Annotated in this window: 14 protein-coding genes; 3 read left to right on the top strand and 11 right to left on the bottom strand. The window is 59.1% G+C overall.

Annotation, left to right across the window (positions count from 1 at the left end; genetic code table 11):
• Nucleotides 1–42: 42 nt before the first annotated feature.
• The 7 genes from hpf to JHD64_RS01375 form a co-directional block, all read right to left on the bottom strand.
• Complete coding sequence (gene hpf / locus JHD64_RS01405) at nt 43–366, bottom strand: ribosome hibernation-promoting factor, HPF/YfiA family (protein ID WP_199052031.1); 324 nt, start codon at nt 364–366, stop codon at nt 43–45.
• 69 nt (nt 367–435) lie between these two features.
• Nucleotides 436–1,860, bottom strand: a complete 1,425-nt coding sequence (locus tag JHD64_RS01400) for an RNA polymerase factor sigma-54 (protein ID WP_059287114.1) — start codon at nt 1,858–1,860, stop codon at nt 436–438.
• A gap of 3 nt (nt 1,861–1,863) precedes the next feature.
• The gene (gene lptB, locus JHD64_RS01395; RefSeq protein WP_059287113.1) at nt 1,864–2,595 is read right to left on the bottom strand and encodes an LPS export ABC transporter ATP-binding protein; all 732 of its coding nucleotides are present in this window, start codon (nt 2,593–2,595) and stop codon (nt 1,864–1,866) included.
• Nucleotides 2,592–3,149 (bottom strand): lipopolysaccharide transport periplasmic protein LptA, encoded by a 558-nt coding sequence (gene lptA, locus JHD64_RS01390; RefSeq protein WP_199052030.1) that lies wholly within the window; start codon nt 3,147–3,149, stop codon nt 2,592–2,594. The genes lptB and lptA overlap by 4 nt, the downstream gene beginning before the upstream one ends.
• Nucleotides 3,139–3,699 carry an LPS export ABC transporter periplasmic protein LptC gene (gene lptC / locus JHD64_RS01385; protein WP_059287111.1) on the bottom strand — a complete coding sequence of 187 codons (561 nt, stop codon included), beginning with the start codon at nt 3,697–3,699 and terminating at the stop codon, nt 3,139–3,141. Before lptC ends, lptA begins: the two co-directional genes overlap by 11 nt.
• The gene (locus JHD64_RS01380; RefSeq protein ID WP_110313352.1) at nt 3,696–4,220 is read right to left on the bottom strand and encodes an HAD family hydrolase; all 525 of its coding nucleotides are present in this window, start codon (nt 4,218–4,220) and stop codon (nt 3,696–3,698) included. The genes lptC and JHD64_RS01380 overlap by 4 nt, the downstream gene beginning before the upstream one ends.
• 28 nt (nt 4,221–4,248) lie before the next feature.
• Nucleotides 4,249–5,229, bottom strand: a complete 981-nt coding sequence (locus JHD64_RS01375; RefSeq protein ID WP_059287318.1) for a KpsF/GutQ family sugar-phosphate isomerase — start codon at nt 5,227–5,229, stop codon at nt 4,249–4,251.
• 212 nt (nt 5,230–5,441) lie between these two features.
• Here JHD64_RS01375 and JHD64_RS01370 point away from each other — a divergent pair, with 212 nt between their 5' ends.
• Nucleotides 5,442–7,409, top strand: a complete 1,968-nt coding sequence (locus JHD64_RS01370) for a monovalent cation:proton antiporter family protein (protein WP_110313351.1) — start codon at nt 5,442–5,444, stop codon at nt 7,407–7,409.
• A 78-nt stretch (nt 7,410–7,487) separates the two neighbouring features.
• Here JHD64_RS01370 and JHD64_RS01365 read toward each other — a convergent pair whose 3' ends face one another.
• Complete coding sequence (locus tag JHD64_RS01365; protein ID WP_059287317.1) at nt 7,488–9,638, bottom strand: AsmA family protein; 2,151 nt, start codon at nt 9,636–9,638, stop codon at nt 7,488–7,490.
• Between the two features lie 730 nt (nt 9,639–10,368).
• Here JHD64_RS01365 and JHD64_RS01360 point away from each other — a divergent pair.
• The gene (locus tag JHD64_RS01360; protein WP_199052029.1) at nt 10,369–11,613 is read left to right on the top strand and encodes an ammonium transporter; all 1,245 of its coding nucleotides are present in this window, start codon (nt 10,369–10,371) and stop codon (nt 11,611–11,613) included.
• Between the two features lie 745 nt (nt 11,614–12,358).
• Here JHD64_RS01360 and JHD64_RS01355 read toward each other — a convergent pair.
• From JHD64_RS01355 to JHD64_RS01345, 3 genes are all read right to left on the bottom strand, one after another.
• A complete protein-coding gene (locus tag JHD64_RS01355) occupies nt 12,359–13,216 on the bottom strand; it encodes a hypothetical protein (RefSeq protein ID WP_199052028.1) in 858 nt (285 codons plus the stop codon).
• Between the two features lie 123 nt (nt 13,217–13,339).
• Nucleotides 13,340–13,729: a hypothetical protein gene (locus tag JHD64_RS01350; RefSeq protein WP_199052027.1), complete on the bottom strand. Its 390-nt coding sequence runs from the start codon at nt 13,727–13,729 to the stop codon at nt 13,340–13,342.
• Nucleotides 13,713–14,741: a YafY family protein gene (locus tag JHD64_RS01345; RefSeq protein WP_199052026.1), complete on the bottom strand. Its 1,029-nt coding sequence runs from the start codon at nt 14,739–14,741 to the stop codon at nt 13,713–13,715. The genes JHD64_RS01350 and JHD64_RS01345 overlap by 17 nt, the downstream gene beginning before the upstream one ends.
• A 114-nt stretch (nt 14,742–14,855) precedes the next feature.
• Between JHD64_RS01345 and JHD64_RS01340 the strand changes: the two genes are divergently transcribed.
• On the top strand, nt 14,856–15,095 hold the full coding sequence (locus JHD64_RS01340) for a DNA translocase FtsK (protein WP_199052025.1): 240 nt from the start codon (nt 14,856–14,858) through the stop codon (nt 15,093–15,095).
• Nucleotides 15,096–15,106: the final 11 nt, after the last annotated feature.

Here is a 15,106-nt window from a genome sequence, read left to right as displayed (position 1 = left end):
AAAACGGGAACCCGCTGGGTTCCCGCATCGTCGGTCAGGTGATTACAGGGTGGCTTCCGGCTGAACCTGCGGAGTCACGCGGTGTTCGCTCTGCTTTTCCTTGTGCTTGAGTACCTGTCGATCCAGCTTGTCCATCAGCAAGTCGATGGCAGCGTACATGTCGGAGTCGGTGGCTTCCACGTGGATGTCCTTGCCGGAGAGGTGAACGTTGACTTCCGCCTTCTGCACCAGCTTGTCCACCGACAGGGTGACGGTAACGTCGATGACATGATCGACATGGCGGGTGACACGTTCCAGCTTGCTTTCCAGGAATTCACGGAGGGCCGGGGTTACTTCGAGGTGGAGACCGGTTACTTTGAGGTTCATACCCTAACTCCTTCTTGTGTTGACTGCCCGGTCGGGTCGGCCGGGCGAGCGGATATTCTTCAAGGCGCCCTACAGTGCCTTGCGCAGGTTGACCGGTGGAATCTGCATAGCTTCACGATACTTCGCAACGGTACGTCTTGCAACCTGCATGCCCTGTTTACCCAGTTCGTCGGCGATGGCGCTGTCGGAAAGTGGCTTGGCCGGGTTTTCGCCGTCTATCATGCGGCGGATATGGGCCTTGATGGCAGTGGCCGAGCATTCGCCGCCACTATCGGTTTCCAGGGAACTGCCGAAGAAATATTTCAGCTCGAACAAGCCGCGCGGGCAGAGCAGGTATTTCTGGGTGGTCACCCGGGAAACGGTTGATTCATGCAGCCCCAGCTCGTCTGCGATATCGCGCAGGATGAGCGGACGCATGGCCACTTCTCCGTGTTCAAAGAACGCTTGCTGCCTTTCGACTATAGCTTCCGACACTTTCAGGATAGTGTCAAATCGTTGCTGGATGTTCTTTACCAGCCATTTTGCTTCTTGCAGGCGGCCGGAAAGCTCGCCTGCGCCGGCGCGGTTTTCCGACAGCATCTGGGCATACAGCTGGTTGACCCGCAGCCGTGGCACGGCCCCGTTATTGAGTTCGGCCACCCAGCGGCCGCGGCGCTTGCGCACGGTGACATCGGGGATGACATAGTGCACGTCTTCGCCACCGAAACCGGCGGCCGGATGGGGGGTCAGCCTTGCGATCAGTTGCTGGGCCTGGCGGATGGCGTCGTCGTCGACGCCGAGTATGCGCTTGAGCCGGGTATAGTCGCGATTGCCCAGCAAGTTCAGGTGTTCTGCCACGATCTTGCGGGCGAGAGCATGGCCGTTTTCCTGCTGTGGCAAACGGTCCAGTTGCAGGCAGAGTGATTCGGCCAGTGAACGGGCGGCGATGCCGGCAGGGTCGAATTGCTGCAACAGGCGCAGGCCGACCATCAGTTCGTCGGCTTCCAGCTCCAGCTCCAGCGGCAGATGGCTGGCCAGCTCTTCCAGGTCGACACTGAGAAAACCATTGTCGTCCAGTTCTTCGATCAGCAATTGCACGATGGCCTGATCGCGGGTGGGCAGGGTCAGCTCGCCCAGCTGGGCCAGCAGGTGCTCGCGCAGGCTGACCGGGCAGGGGACGTTGAGCATGGGGTCGAACTCGTCGTCGCCGTCGTTGCGGCGGCTGCCGCTGCCCCAGTCGGTGAGTTCCCCGCTGCTGTCATCCCGCGGGCTGCTGTCGCTGTCCGTGCTGTCGGAGGTGGGGGTGCTGTCTTCTGCGGCCGCTGGCGTGTCGCTGCTGCTGCCTTCTTGCGTTGGCGTGTCATCGCCACGCTCCAGCATGGGGTTGTCCAGCAGGAAGCGCTCGACTTCGGTTTGCAGGTCGAGGGTGGACAGCTGCAGCAGTTTGATCGACTGTTGCAGTTGCGGGGTGAGCGTGAGTTGTTGCGAGACCCTGAGCTGTAGTGACTGTTTCATGGCTTACAGGTGGAAGTGCTCGCCCAGGTAGACCTGGCGCACTTTCTCGTTGTTGACCAGTTCTTCCGGCTCGCCGGAGGCCAGTACCGAGCCGTCGCTGATGATGTAGGCGCGGTCACAGATGCGCAGGGTTTCGCGCACATTGTGATCGGTGATCAGCACGCCGATGCCGCGTTGTTGCAGGAAGGTGATGATTTTCTGGATGTCGATCACGGCAATCGGATCGACGCCGGCAAAAGGTTCGTCCAGCAGGATGAAGCGCGGGCGGGTGGCCAGTACGCGGGCGATTTCCACCCGGCGACGCTCACCGCCGGACAGCGACAGGGCATTGCTTTCGCGCAGGTGGGCGATATTGAGGTCGTCCAGCAGCAGGCTGAGTTCCTTTTCCAGCTTGTCACCCTTGTAGCCGGCGATTTCCAGCACGGCGGTGATGTTTTCTTCCACCGTCATCTTGCGGAAAATCGAGGCTTCCTGTGGCAGGTAACCGAGGCCGAGGCGGGCACGCTGGTGGATGGGCAGGTGGGTGATGCTGTTGCCATCCAGGGAGATTTCGCCTTCATCGGCGCCGATCAGCCCGACAATCATGTAAAAGCTGGTGGTTTTGCCGGCACCATTGGGGCCGAGCAGGCCAACCACTTCGCCACTCTGGATCTGCAGGGCGACATCCTTGACGACGGTACGTTTCTTGAAGCGCTTTTTAAGCCGCTCGACTTTCAGAATGCTGGGGCCGCTCATGGTGCGTTTCCGTCGGGTTTCTTGGCAGCAGGGGCGGTGGTGTCCCTGGGCTTGGGCTGAATGATGGCGGTGACGCGGCCACCATTGCTGCTGGCGCCGCTGCTGACTTCATACAGCTCGGTTTCGGTGTTGTAGGTGATCACGTTGCCGATGACCAGGTCGCTGCCGCGTTTGACGCGGGCATTGCCGGTCAGCACGGCGACGTGGGTGACGGTGTTGTAGTCGAGCTGGTTGGCCTGGCCTTCAATCCAGTCGTTTTTTCCATCCATCTTCTGGCGGAACATCACCTGGCGCCCGGTGGCCTGCATGGTCTGGTTGCCTTGCTTGTCCTGGGTGACCGTGGCCCGGTCGGCGTTCAGTTTCAGTGTGCCCTGCACGATGATGACATTGCCCTGCCAGACGGTCACGCCCTTGAGCTGGTCGAGGTTGCCGCGATCGGCGCTGATTTCAATGGGTTTGTCGCGGTCGGCCTTTTCGGCGTGTGCGCTATGGCCGGCGCACAGGGACAGCGCCAGCAAGGCCAGGCGGGCGTAGCTGCGGCATTTATTTTTCATAAGTGACCTTTGCATTGGACAGCAGCTGCAGTTGGCCGGTCTGCTGTTCATAGATGAAGCCGACGGCGCTGCCGCTCGACTTGCCGTGATAGAAGTGGGTCAGCGTGGCGGATTGTGCGATGTGTCGCACGGTGTCGATACGCATATTGCTGCTGACCACGCGGGTTTCCGGCTGCGTGGCGCTGGCTGGCTGGATCAGCGTGACCTTCTTGTCAAACAGCGCTTGTCTGGTCTTGCTGTTGTAGCGCCCGCTGTCGCCAATGGCGTGGTAGGCCAGCGCACCGTTTTTGTAGCTTTGCAGGTCGGGCGTTTCGAAATAGGACTCGGTGCGGTCGGGATATTGCCACATGCGGCTGGCAGTCATTTTTTCCTGCAGCATGCCCTTGGGATCGTAGCGGGTGGCCACGACGCCTTCGACCACGACTTCCGGCTTGTTGGGGTCCAGCTCGCGCTTGCTGGGTTCCCAGCGCGATACCGTATCCAGCCAGACGGTGAGCAGCCCGGTGATGAGCAGCAGCAGGATGGGAAACAGCCGGTGCGAGCGGATCATGCCAGATACCTGGCCACGATGGCATCGAAATTGCCCTGGGCCTGCATGATGAGTTCGGCCAGTTCACGCACGGCGCCCTGGCCGCCGGGAAAGCCGGTGACGTAATGGGCGTGCTGGCGCACCAGGGTGGGAGCGGCCGGTACGGCCACCGCCAGGCCGACGCGGCGCAGCACCGGCAGGTCGATCAGGTCGTCGCCGATAAAGGCGCATTGCTCCGCGGTGACGCCAGCCTGTTCCAGCAGCTGGGCCAGTGCTTCCTGCTTGTTGTGGATGCCGCCAAAATAGAAGTCGATGCCCAGGGCCCGGGCGCGATGTTCCACGCAACGATCGGCGCGGCCGGAGATGATGGCCAGCCGCACTCCGGTGGACTGCAGCAGCTTGAGGCCCAGGCCGTCCTGCACGTAGAAGGATTTGCTTTCTTCGCCCTGGGCGTTGTAGTAGATGCGGCCGTCGGTGAGGACGCCGTCCACATCCATGATCAGCAGCTTGATCTTGCGGGCTTGTTCGGTGATGGCTTGCATGGCTTTCCTTGTTGGCGTGCTAGCGGGGCTAGACCACGCCGGCCTTGAGCAGGTCGTGCATGTGGATGGCGCCGGCCAGTTTGCCGTCGGCATCCACCACCAGCAGGCTGGTGATGCGCCGCTGCTCCATCAGGTGCACCGCCTCGGTGGCCAGCTTGCTGTACAGGATGGTTTGCGGGGCGGGGCTCATCACCTGGTCGATGTTCAGGTCGTAGATATTGCCGGAATGCTCCAGCGTGCGGCGCAGGTCACCATCGGTATAGATGCCGCAGATGACATTGTCTGTGCCGGCGATGGCCACCATGCCCAGCCGCTTGTGCGACATTTCCAGCAGGGCGTCTTTCAGGGCGGTGCCGGGGGCGACGCGGGGCAGTTCTTCACCGCTGTGCATCAGGTCCTTGACGTGTACCAGCAGGCGGCGACCCAGGCTGCCACCTGGATGGGACAGGGCGAAGTCTTCCGGGCCGAACTGGCGTGCGTCCAGCAGGGTAACCGCCAGTGCATCGCCCAGTGCCATCTGTACCGTGGTGCTGGTGGTGGGGGCCAGGCCCAGCGGGCAGGCTTCCTTTTCTACCTGGGTGTCCAGCAGGATGTCGGCTTCCCGTCCCAGCGAGGAGGCCGGATTGCCGGTCATGGCGATCAGCACCAGGCCCTTGCGCTTGAGTGCGGGCAGCAGGGCCACCACTTCGCCGGACTCTCCGGAGTTGGACAGGGCGATGACCACATCCTGTGCGGTAATCATGCCCAGGTCGCCGTGGGCGGCTTCGGCCGGATGGACGAAGAAGGCCGGGCTGCCGGTGCTGGCCAGGGTGGCGGCGATCTTGCGGCCGACGTGGCCGGACTTGCCCATGCCGGTGACAACAATGCGGCCGGTACAGGCCAGAATGGCCTCGACCGCACGCAGAAAATCACCATTCAGGCGACGGGACAGGGCCAGGATTGCGTCGGCCTCGGTTTGCAGCACTTCGCGTGCCAGGTCGAGTGGCGACCTTGCTTGAGCTTTTTCCATGGGGGAAAGTATATCAAAGGTTATAATCGGCGGAGTCACAAGCTGGTGCATCTTTTGCTTGTCGGCTGATTAACAATCATTGCGCGCTAGCGTTTCAGCCCTGGTCATGGCTGTTTTTGCGCGGGTCGGGCGTGGTCTGGCGTTCAGTCCGGCTGGCCTTGTCCGCATCATGTCCTTTTTCTTGCCCGGTTTTACAGGAGATTGTCGCACCAATGCATTCGCTTGCTCCCATTGTGCTGGTTCTGCTGGCCGCCGTCCTGTCCGTTACCCTGTGTCGCAGCCTGCGGGTGCCGCCGATGCTGGGTTATCTGGTGGTGGGCTTTCTGGCCGGCCCCGGCGTGACCAGCCTGATTCCGGATGGCGAGGAAACCCAGTTTCTTGGTGAGATCGGCATTGTCTTCATGATGTTTTCCATCGGGCTGGAGTTTTCCCTGCCCAAGCTGCGTGCCATGCGGCATCTGGTGTTTGGCCTGGGGCTGGCCCAGGTGCTGGCGACCATGCTGCTGATTGCGCTGGTGATGGGCTGGCTGTCCGGTTCGGCGCTGTCCGGCTTTGCCGTGGGGGGGGCGCTGGCCATGTCATCCACCGCCATTGTCAGCAAGCTGTTGACCGAACGGCTGGAGCTGAATCAGCAGCATGGCCAGCTGGCGATTGGCGTGTTGCTGTTCCAGGATATTGCGGTGGTGCCCTTGCTGATCCTGCTGCCGGCCTTTGCCGGCGGTAGCGAAACCTTGTGGATGGATCTGGGGCTGGCGGCGGTGAAAGTGGTGGTGGTGATGGCACTGCTGCTGTTTTTCGGCCAGCGGCTGGTGCGGCCGTGGTTTCATCTGGTAGCGCGGCAGCGTTCGGGCGAGCTGTTCATGATCAATGTGTTGCTGATCACCCTGGGGGTAGCCTGGCTGACCGAGTTGTCCGGCCTGTCGCTGGCGCTGGGGGCTTTTGTGGCCGGCATGCTGATTTCCGAAACCGAATACCGTTATCAGGTGGAAGAGGACATCAAGCCCTTCCGCGATATCCTGCTGGGCTTTTTCTTTGTCACCGTCGGCATGCGCCTGCAACTGTCGGTGCTGTTCGAGCGCTTTGGCGAAGTGGCGCTGATGCTGGGCCTGCTGTTGCTGGCCAAGCTGGGCATTGTCTTTGTGCTGGGGCGTTTGCTGCGCCACCAGCCCAATCATTCCATGCGGGCCGGCCTGGCGCTGGCGCAGGGGGGCGAGTTCGGTTTCGTGCTGCTGGCCTTGTCCGGCAACCTGGGCCTGATTGCCGAAAGCACCGAGCAGGCTGCCATTGCGGCCATCTTGCTGTCGATGCTGGTGGCGCCGTTCATGATCATGCATGGCGAGGCGATTACCCGCCGGCTGGTGAAGCAGGACTGGATGATGCAGGCCTTGAGCCTGCACCACCTGCTGGTGGAGAGCATGGGCAAGTCCGATCATGTGCTGATTTGCGGCTATGGCCGTAGCGGCCAGGCGCTGGCGCGTTTGCTGGAAACCGAGAGCATTCCGTTTTTCGCACTGGACATGGACCCGGAGCGGGTGCGCGAGGCCGGTGAGGCCGGCGACCCGGTGGTGTTCGGCGATGCCGGCAAGAAGGAAGTGCTGGTGGCCGGTGGCCTGATGCGCGCCAAGGTGGTGGTGGTGACTTTTGCCGATACCCATGCCGCCTTGCGCATTTTGCATACGGTACAGGCGGCCCGGCCGGATTTGCCGGTGATCGTGCGTACCGTGGACGACAGCGATATCGATTTGCTGCGCAAGGCCGGTGCCGATGAGGTGGTGGCCGAGGTGATGGAGGGCAGCCTGATGCTGGCCTCGCAGGCGCTCATGGTGCTGGGCGTGCCGCTAAACCGGGTGCTGCGCCGAATCCGCTCGGTGCGGGAAGAGCGTTACAACCTGTTTCGCGGCTTTTTCCGTGGTGCCAGCGATGATGCCGAAGGGCTGGACGAGGCGCTGGTGCCGCGTTTGCTCAGCATTCAGGCCTGCCCCGGCGCCCATGCCATCGGCCGGCCGCTGGGTGAGCTGCATCTGGAAGGGCTGGGGGTGGAGGTGAAGTCGGTGCGCCGCAACAGCATTCGCCGGCTGGACTTCGATGCCGATTTTGAAATCGATGCCAACGATGTGCTGGTGCTGCTGGGCACGCCTGAGCAGCTGGCGCTGGCCGAGGCGCGCATTCTGGAAGGCTGAGCCGCCGCTGCTGCCCGTCCATATCAACAAGGCCGTGTCATCGACACGGCCTTGTGCTTGTCTGCCCGGCCTGCCGGCTCAGGGCAGGATGGTGGTGATCTGCTTTTTCAGCTCCTGCTTCAGTGCCTGCTGCTTTTCGCCCTCGGTCTTCTTGCCCTTGACCATGGCGTTGAAGTCCAGTGCATATACCGGCGCATTGAGCGGGCCGGTAATCTTCAGCGGCACGTTGACCCCCTTGAGCCGGCTGAATTCCTGCGGATTGGCCTGTACATCCATGGTGTAGTCGACGATGTTCTGCGTCAGGTCCACCTTGCCCGAACCCTTGACATTGACCAGCTGTGAAGCCAGCTGCATGTTCTGGCTGCGGGCCACGCCCTTGTCCAGGCGGAAGCCGGCCGACAGGGTGGAGAAGGTGGTTTTCTGATCGGCCTGGGCCTGGCTGTTCCACTCTTTCAGCTCGGCCGGCAGGTTTTTCAGTGCGGCAACCAGGTCGATGCCGGACAGCGCGCCCTTGTTCAGGCTGGTTTCCACCGTGCCGGTCAGGGTGTTGCGCAGGTCGAGGAAGGACTTGCCATCTGCGCTGATGTCAACCTGGCCATTGCCCTTGCCATCCAGCCGGCCGAAGTTGAACAGGTCGACCAGCAGCGGGCGGATGTTCATGTCCTTCAGCGTCTGCTTGACCTCCAGGTGTGGTGTATCGCGCCGTGCCAGCAGGATGTCGCCTTGCAAGCGGCCCTGGTAGATGTCGGCCGACATCTGGTCCAGCTCCAGTTCGCGCGGATTGACGCGCACGCTGGCGCTCAGGTTGTTCATGCGGAAGCGGCCCATGGCCAGTTCGCCGATGGCGATCTTGCCGGTCAGGTCGAAGTAATCGAGCCAGTCCAGCGGAATCGGCTTGCTGTCCTGGAAGATGGCCACCGGATCGCCCTTGCTTTCCGGCAGGTAGCGGTTGAGGTCGAGCTTGCCCACCGACAAGGTGGCCTCATGACGCGGCTTCATCAGGCCAAACTGGCTGACCGTCACCGACAGGTCGGAGCCGTCCAGCTTGCCGGCCACGCGCAGATTCAGCCGCGGTTCGTCCAGGTCGCCGTCCAGCGCGCCTTGCATGCTGGAAAACAGCTTGCCGCGTGGCAGCAGCGGCGTGGTGAGCGTGGCGGTCATGTTCAGCGGCTGCAAGCGCAGCTGCTTCATGCCCATCAGCGCCAGCGGGGCGTCCAGCTTGAAGTTGAGCCGGGTGTCGCCGGCCTGCCAGTTGAAATCACCCTTGACCTTGTCCGCGGCCAGTCCGCCTTCGGTGAACTTGAGGTTGTCCAGGCCGGCATCCAGCTGGTACTGGCTGTGGGCATAGCTGAGCTTGCCGCCCAGATGGGCCGACGGCATGGTGATTTCATTGAAGCTGGCGTTCAGCTCCGGCACTTTCAGCTCCAGCTGGCTGCTGGGGCGCTCGCTGCTGAAGCTGAAACTGAGATCCTTGCCCGAGGTTTGCAGTGTGGCGAAATTCAGCTTGTACTGGCCGGTGGCGGCAAACTTGCTCTCGCCCAGGCCAGGCAGCTCGGACAGGGCAACGGCATCCACTTTTTCCAGGCTGACCTGGTCATCCTGAATGGTGAGCGGCGTGCTGATGGCCAGGCGGATGGGGCGTTTGCCATTACTGAGGATGGCAGCGGCGCTCAGGTTGGCGCTGCTGCGCAGATCGTCGGCATCCAGGCTGATGGTGTCCAGTTTCTGGTCATTGCCAGTCACGCGGTCGGAATAGACCAGCGTGCCTTCACGTACCAGCAGGCTGTCCAGCTTCATGCTGACATTGCCCGGCGCATGGCGCTGGAACAAGTCCATCACCGACAGCCGGCCATCGGCGGCACGGATGATGCTGGCGCTGACCCCATGCAGTTCCAGCGCCTTGATTTCGCGGTTGCCGGTCAATAGCGGCAACCAGGACAGATAGACGTCCAGCTGCTCTACCCGGGCAAAGGGCAGGCTGCTGCCCGGTTCGCTGATGGTGAGCTGGTGAATGCTGAGACCGGGGGAGGGAAACAGTGTGGGACTGATCTTGCCTTCCACCACCACCTGGCGCTGGGTATCGCGCAGCGAGGCGGCGAGGGTGGTACGGATCGACGCTTCATCGAAATTCCAGAAAATCAGTGCCTGGATGATGACAAACAGCGCCAGCAGCGTTGTTGCGCCGTAGACCGAGATACGAAGCCATAGCCGGCCGGAGTTCCATTTCATGAGTGCGTCTTCGGGGGGCTGATAGCGGCTAACAAAACAGCGTAGCGTCTCTGGGACCAGGCGCGCCGACGCAGACAGTACGAGGGTACGGCTAGGAGGCGCAACGCAGCGGCAGGGGTTTTGGTAGCGGCTCTAAGCTGGATGATGTCGTTTGCAAGCATGGTGTGGCTGACAGGGCTTGGCAGCCGCTTGCCCAAGTTTGGCGAAGCCAAAATATTACCGGGCAGCCGGCATTTGTAAAGCGTGAATTTTAGCATGCTTTGGCCGGCTGGCCGTATTCGGCTGGCCTGCCGAGGGAAATGGCCTGTTGCCGGGAATGGCAGGGCAATGTCGCAGCTGAATCCTGCTCAGCCTGGTGGCGGCTGCAACAACAGCGGCCATGGCGGCATCCTGCCGGCAGGGGCGACGCGATGGCCGGCATGCGCCATGTGGTGGTGGAATGCCACGGCAGGGAGCCGTGCAGCAAACAGCAGCCCGGCCCGCCCACTCTTGCGGCAGTGAGCAGCTTGCGGCTGGCTGTGCTGTTACCGGCAGAAGTACCGGTGCCTGCCGGCGGTGATTTCAGCATTTTTGCCACGCGCTGGCGGCGGGAAAGTGGCGCAGGCTGTCAGCTTGTCCGGAGTCGTGCATTCACTTGATCTGCCGCAAATGCGCTTGCTGCAGTGAAGCGCAGCATCCCACCCACAACAGTATTAGTAAATAATTATTTATGGATTGAAGGATGTGTACGATGACAAATTCCCTCATGCCGCTTAATGTCGGCAATACCGGCTTCATGCTGCTTTGTGCCAGCCTGGTCATGTTGATGACGCCTGGTCTGGCGTTCTTTTATGGTGGCCTGGTCGGCCGCAAGAATGTGCTGACCATCATGGCGCAAAGCTTCATGTCACTGGGCTGGACCACGGTGCTGTGGTTTGCCTTTGGCTATTCGATGTGCTTTGGCCCGACATGGCACGGCATCGTCGGCGACCCCACCTACTACGCCTTCATGCAGGGCGTTACCCTGCATACCATGTATACCGGCAACGATGCCGGTATTCCCTTGATCGTGCATGTGGCCTACCAGATGATGTTTGCCATCATCACCCCCGCGCTGATCACCGGAGCCTTCGCCAACCGGGTGACGGTGAAGGCATATTTCCTGTTTCTCACCGGCTGGCTGATTTTTGTCTATTTCCCCTTTGTCCATATGATATGGAGTCCTGATGGCCTGCTGGCCAAGTGGGGCGTGCTGGACTTTGCCGGTGGCATCGTGGTGCATAACACCGCCGGCTTTGCCGCGCTGGCCTCCGTGCTGTATGTGGGACGACGCTCGGTGGTGGAAAACAAGCCGCACAATGTGCCGCTGATTGCCCTGGGTACCGGCTTGCTGTGGTTTGGCTGGTATGGCTTCAATGCCGGCTCGGAACTGCGGGTGGATTACATCACCGCATCGGCCTTCCTCAATACCGACGTAGCCGCCTCGTTTGCCGGCACGGCCTGGTTTTTCCTGGAGTGGTCGCATGCCCGTCAGCCCAAGTTCATCGGCCTGCTGACCGGCGCGGTGGCTGGCCTGGCCACCATTACCCCGGCGGCGGGCTATGTGTCGCTGGGTACGGCTGCCGTCATCGGCGTGATCGCTGCCGTGGTGTGCTACTACGCGGTGCAACTGAAAAACCGTCTGGGCTGGGATGATGCGCTGGATGTCTGGGGCGTGCACGGCGTGGGCGGCTTGCTGGGCACATTGCTGCTGGGGGTGTTTGCCAGCAAGGCCTGGAACCCGGCCGGGGCGGATGGCCTGTTGATGGGTAACCCGGATTTCCTGTGGAAACAGGTGGTGGCGGCACTGGTGTCCGGTCTGTGGGCCTTTGGCTTTACCTACGGCATGCTGTGGCTGATCAACAAGATGACCCCGGTGCTGATTGACGAGCATACGCAGGAAACCGGGCTGGACCAGACCCTGCATGGCGAGGAAGCCTATAGCGGTTCACTGTGAACGGACTGCGCCCGCACAGCCCCCGCCTTGCGCTGTGGGGGCTGGTGCTGGTGAGGCGGGCTAAGTCATGGACCGATTGCGGCTCTTGCCGTTTTTGCCGCAAGCGATTCGCGTAGCCTGCCAATCTGCATTGCAACAGTCGCTAACCTGCTATCAACGGCCATTCCTGAATACCCTTGAAGCTCCGGGAATATTGCTTCCCATGCATTGGTGGCGATAGTGCATTTGCAAAGCCATGGTGGTACTCCTGCTACTGGAACATCTGGCTGTAGTCGAAGATCTTACGCCGGGCTGCTCCCGGCGCTGATCGGATATCGACCACACATGAAAATGCCAACCGATGATGATTGCTTTAGTCGGCATATATTGGATCAAAGCAGACCTTCTCATTTGAGATGAAAGAGGCTGCTGAAGTATTGTAAGCCGCCACAAAAGCATCACCACCCTATCGCAGGTAAAAAATTATTGCTTGAGCCAGCAATATATACAAACCGGTAATAATGGTGGTCCTGTCATTTGGCGGCGGAAATGGTTTTGTCTGCCAGGATGTTCCGATCGAATATTTTATTCTTGATGAGGGTTGGTATAATATTCTTTAGTCGGCGATCGGCAATAAGGGTATCTTTCTCGACATCAAATGCCCGCTGAAAAGATTGTTTCTTACTGGGGAGTGGTCCTGACGCCAATTTGACTATGGCGCAATGGATTTTCATGCTGGTAGCCCATCCGGCACTAGCTCGCATGATTAATCTACGATTCTTGTCTCATGGCTGTTCAAGTTGTAGCCCCACATGAATAGTGCAGCTTCAAGCTCACGCAAGTTAATGAATGGCATGGGGGCGCTGTGACGAAGACATTCATCAAGCAGCCAACTTGCACGTAAATTCCACTGTGCATGTACGCGAGCTTGATTGTTAAGTTTCGGAAATATGCGCGTACCATTGGATGGATTTCTCGATTTTCGAATCCGGGGATTCTCTCCTTCCTTTGCCGGCATGCAAGGAAAGGCCAGCGAGGAGGGCACTTGTTTTCTACTGGTTTTTTCGCACCATTTATTTACAAACCATGCCAAAGCTGCCGCGACTCGGCTATCATAGATAATGAATCCTGGGATGAGGAGTGAATATACTTTCGTCATCCCGGAATTAAAGCGCCGAACTGACTGCAATGCCTGGATTCCTTCCTCTTCAGCATTCAGCGCAGCTTCCACTGTCAGAATCTCATCCGCCAGTCCATTAACATTGTTACGAAGCCAAGATGCATTGCCATGGCTTACTCCACCCCATTTCATGATACGACAGGCCCATTCGCATACTTCATTATCATTGCCAGCATGAAGTGCCAAGCGAAGATGTTTTGCTAAATATGCCAGTGCCTGCTCGCTATCTTTGTAGCTTTTTCCCTTGAATTCCTTATTTTCCGGGCCGGTGAAGCGAAATGGCCATTCGTACTGTTTGAAAGCATCAGCAAGGCTGTTGAATTCAACGAGACTGCCATTTGATTTTTCATAACGGTGTGTTAATTTTGGCTTTGTTATTTCAGACGATAGCCAGATAGCGAAATCTGCAACGTCCGAATCGGCAAGGTATTGATTTTTGCGCATGATCAAGTTCTGTATAAAATATATTGATGGTGTTATTGGGGCGCTTTGATATGCTTTAGTGGGGTGCCTGCATGATATTTGGTGTGTGGGCAAGGAATTTTTATTAAAAAATTGTGCTGTAATTCATGGTTGGGATTTGTAGTTAACCAGGCGTTTACAGCAGAAGTAAAAGGAAAAAAGATACACCCTCACGCCCGGCCATTTGGTACTCCCGTCGTCCTGCTCCTGCACAAAGTCCTGTAGTTGCTGGTAGCGCGCATCGTCAGGGGCATAAGGAAGGTCCAGATAGATGTCACCTTCGTATCCATATGTAACACCCGGTGTGGATAACCAACCGCATGGTTCCCAGTCGATATGGTGTTCCTCTAGCCACGCCAGCAGACTCTTGCGTTCTGCGCTGCTTTTCCAGGAGCTGTCTGGTTTGGCGCCATGAGTTCGGTCTGGGCCGATGAGTAGAACATCCCGATTCAAGCGGCGAGCTATTTCGTCAATATGTTCAATCACCAGTGGCATCAGTGTTTCCTTGGTTGGTTTGATAGCGTTGCAGTGCGGTTTTAAGCTTGACTGCTACTTGCTCACGCAATTTTGCAGGAGAAATTATTTCTATGTCATTGCACCAGCTCAATATCCAGCGCGAAAAGCATGCATCATCGGTGACAGTGGCTTCCACCAGGGCAGACATGTCATCACCGGACGCGAGTGGAGTAATGCGCTGATCGGGACTGATCTTGCAATCCAGCAGGGTGGCTTCCATTGCCCTGGACACCCTCATGCGGATCTGCATCATTGCCGTTGGTGTAGTGAACGCGGGGCTGGGGTCGGCCTCCTCGATCAGTCTGTCCAGTTGCTGGATGTCAACAAACCGCTGCAGGGCATAGTCCCGTTCCTGACCATCCAGTTTGCGCGTTCGCAAATACAAGCCGGCCCCCTTGATTCTGATGTACAGCGGAGTCAGTTCATTGACTGACTTTTCACCCAGGCGGTTACGGTAAGTCAGTTTTACCATCTGCCCATCACGAAGCGCAGCGATAGCCACCTCCAGGCAAGACTGGCGGATGGGCGCTGGAATCAGTTGAAATGAATCCGGTTCGATACGCAGGCACTCTCCCGTCATGCTGCCTTGTGGCCCCAACAGCTGGCGCAGTAAGGGCAGCATGTTGATGGGTTTGTTGTGTTCGTTGCAGCGCGCGCGCAGCAAGGTCAGTTTGTCCATCACCAGGGCATCCACTTCGGCCTCAATGGGTTGCTGGGTGCGGATATAGCGCCGTGCCGGGCCACGGCCATCCGGGCGAACATAGCCTTGATCGATGAGCGTGCGCAGGTCCCGTTGCAGCATCTTGCGGCGGGAATCCGTCTTTTGGGATGTGAGAACACTTTTACGACCGCTACGGCTTTGCATGTCGTCATCCAGCTGACCCAGTTTGTCGAGCAGGGCTTGCATGCCCAGACCCGTGTCACCGGCGTTTGCCAAGTGCCGGGAGATGCTCAGCAGTCTTTTATTCCTGCAAATGTCATCAGCAGCCATACGTGTTTCCAGATGCGGTGCAGCATGTAGACCATGCTAAGCGGATATTGCGACAATAATTGTCCATTCATGATCATAGCATTGCCAAACCAAATGACATATGGAGCATGCGCAATGCAGGACATCACTCAACAAGAAGTGTTTATCCAACTGTTAGCAGCTGCACGCCAGGATCAGTCAATCAGCATCAGTTATGTACAGCGACAGCTGCGCATGGGTTATGGCCAGGCCTGCCAGTTGCACCAGGCCATGCTGGCGGCGCACTGGATTGAAATCACGGCGGAAGGGTATCTGCCGGTACGAAAGAAATGGCGGCTAAGCAAGCGTATGGCGAAGCCGGGAGGCCACCGTTGACGTGAGGGCTG

This window comes from Aquitalea sp. ASV15, from assembly GCF_016429115.1.
In the GTDB taxonomy this organism is placed as follows: Bacteria; Pseudomonadota; Gammaproteobacteria; order Burkholderiales; family Chromobacteriaceae; genus Aquitalea; species Aquitalea magnusonii.
Note: the sequence above shows the minus strand (reverse complement) of the source record. Positions and strands in the feature narration are given on the sequence as shown.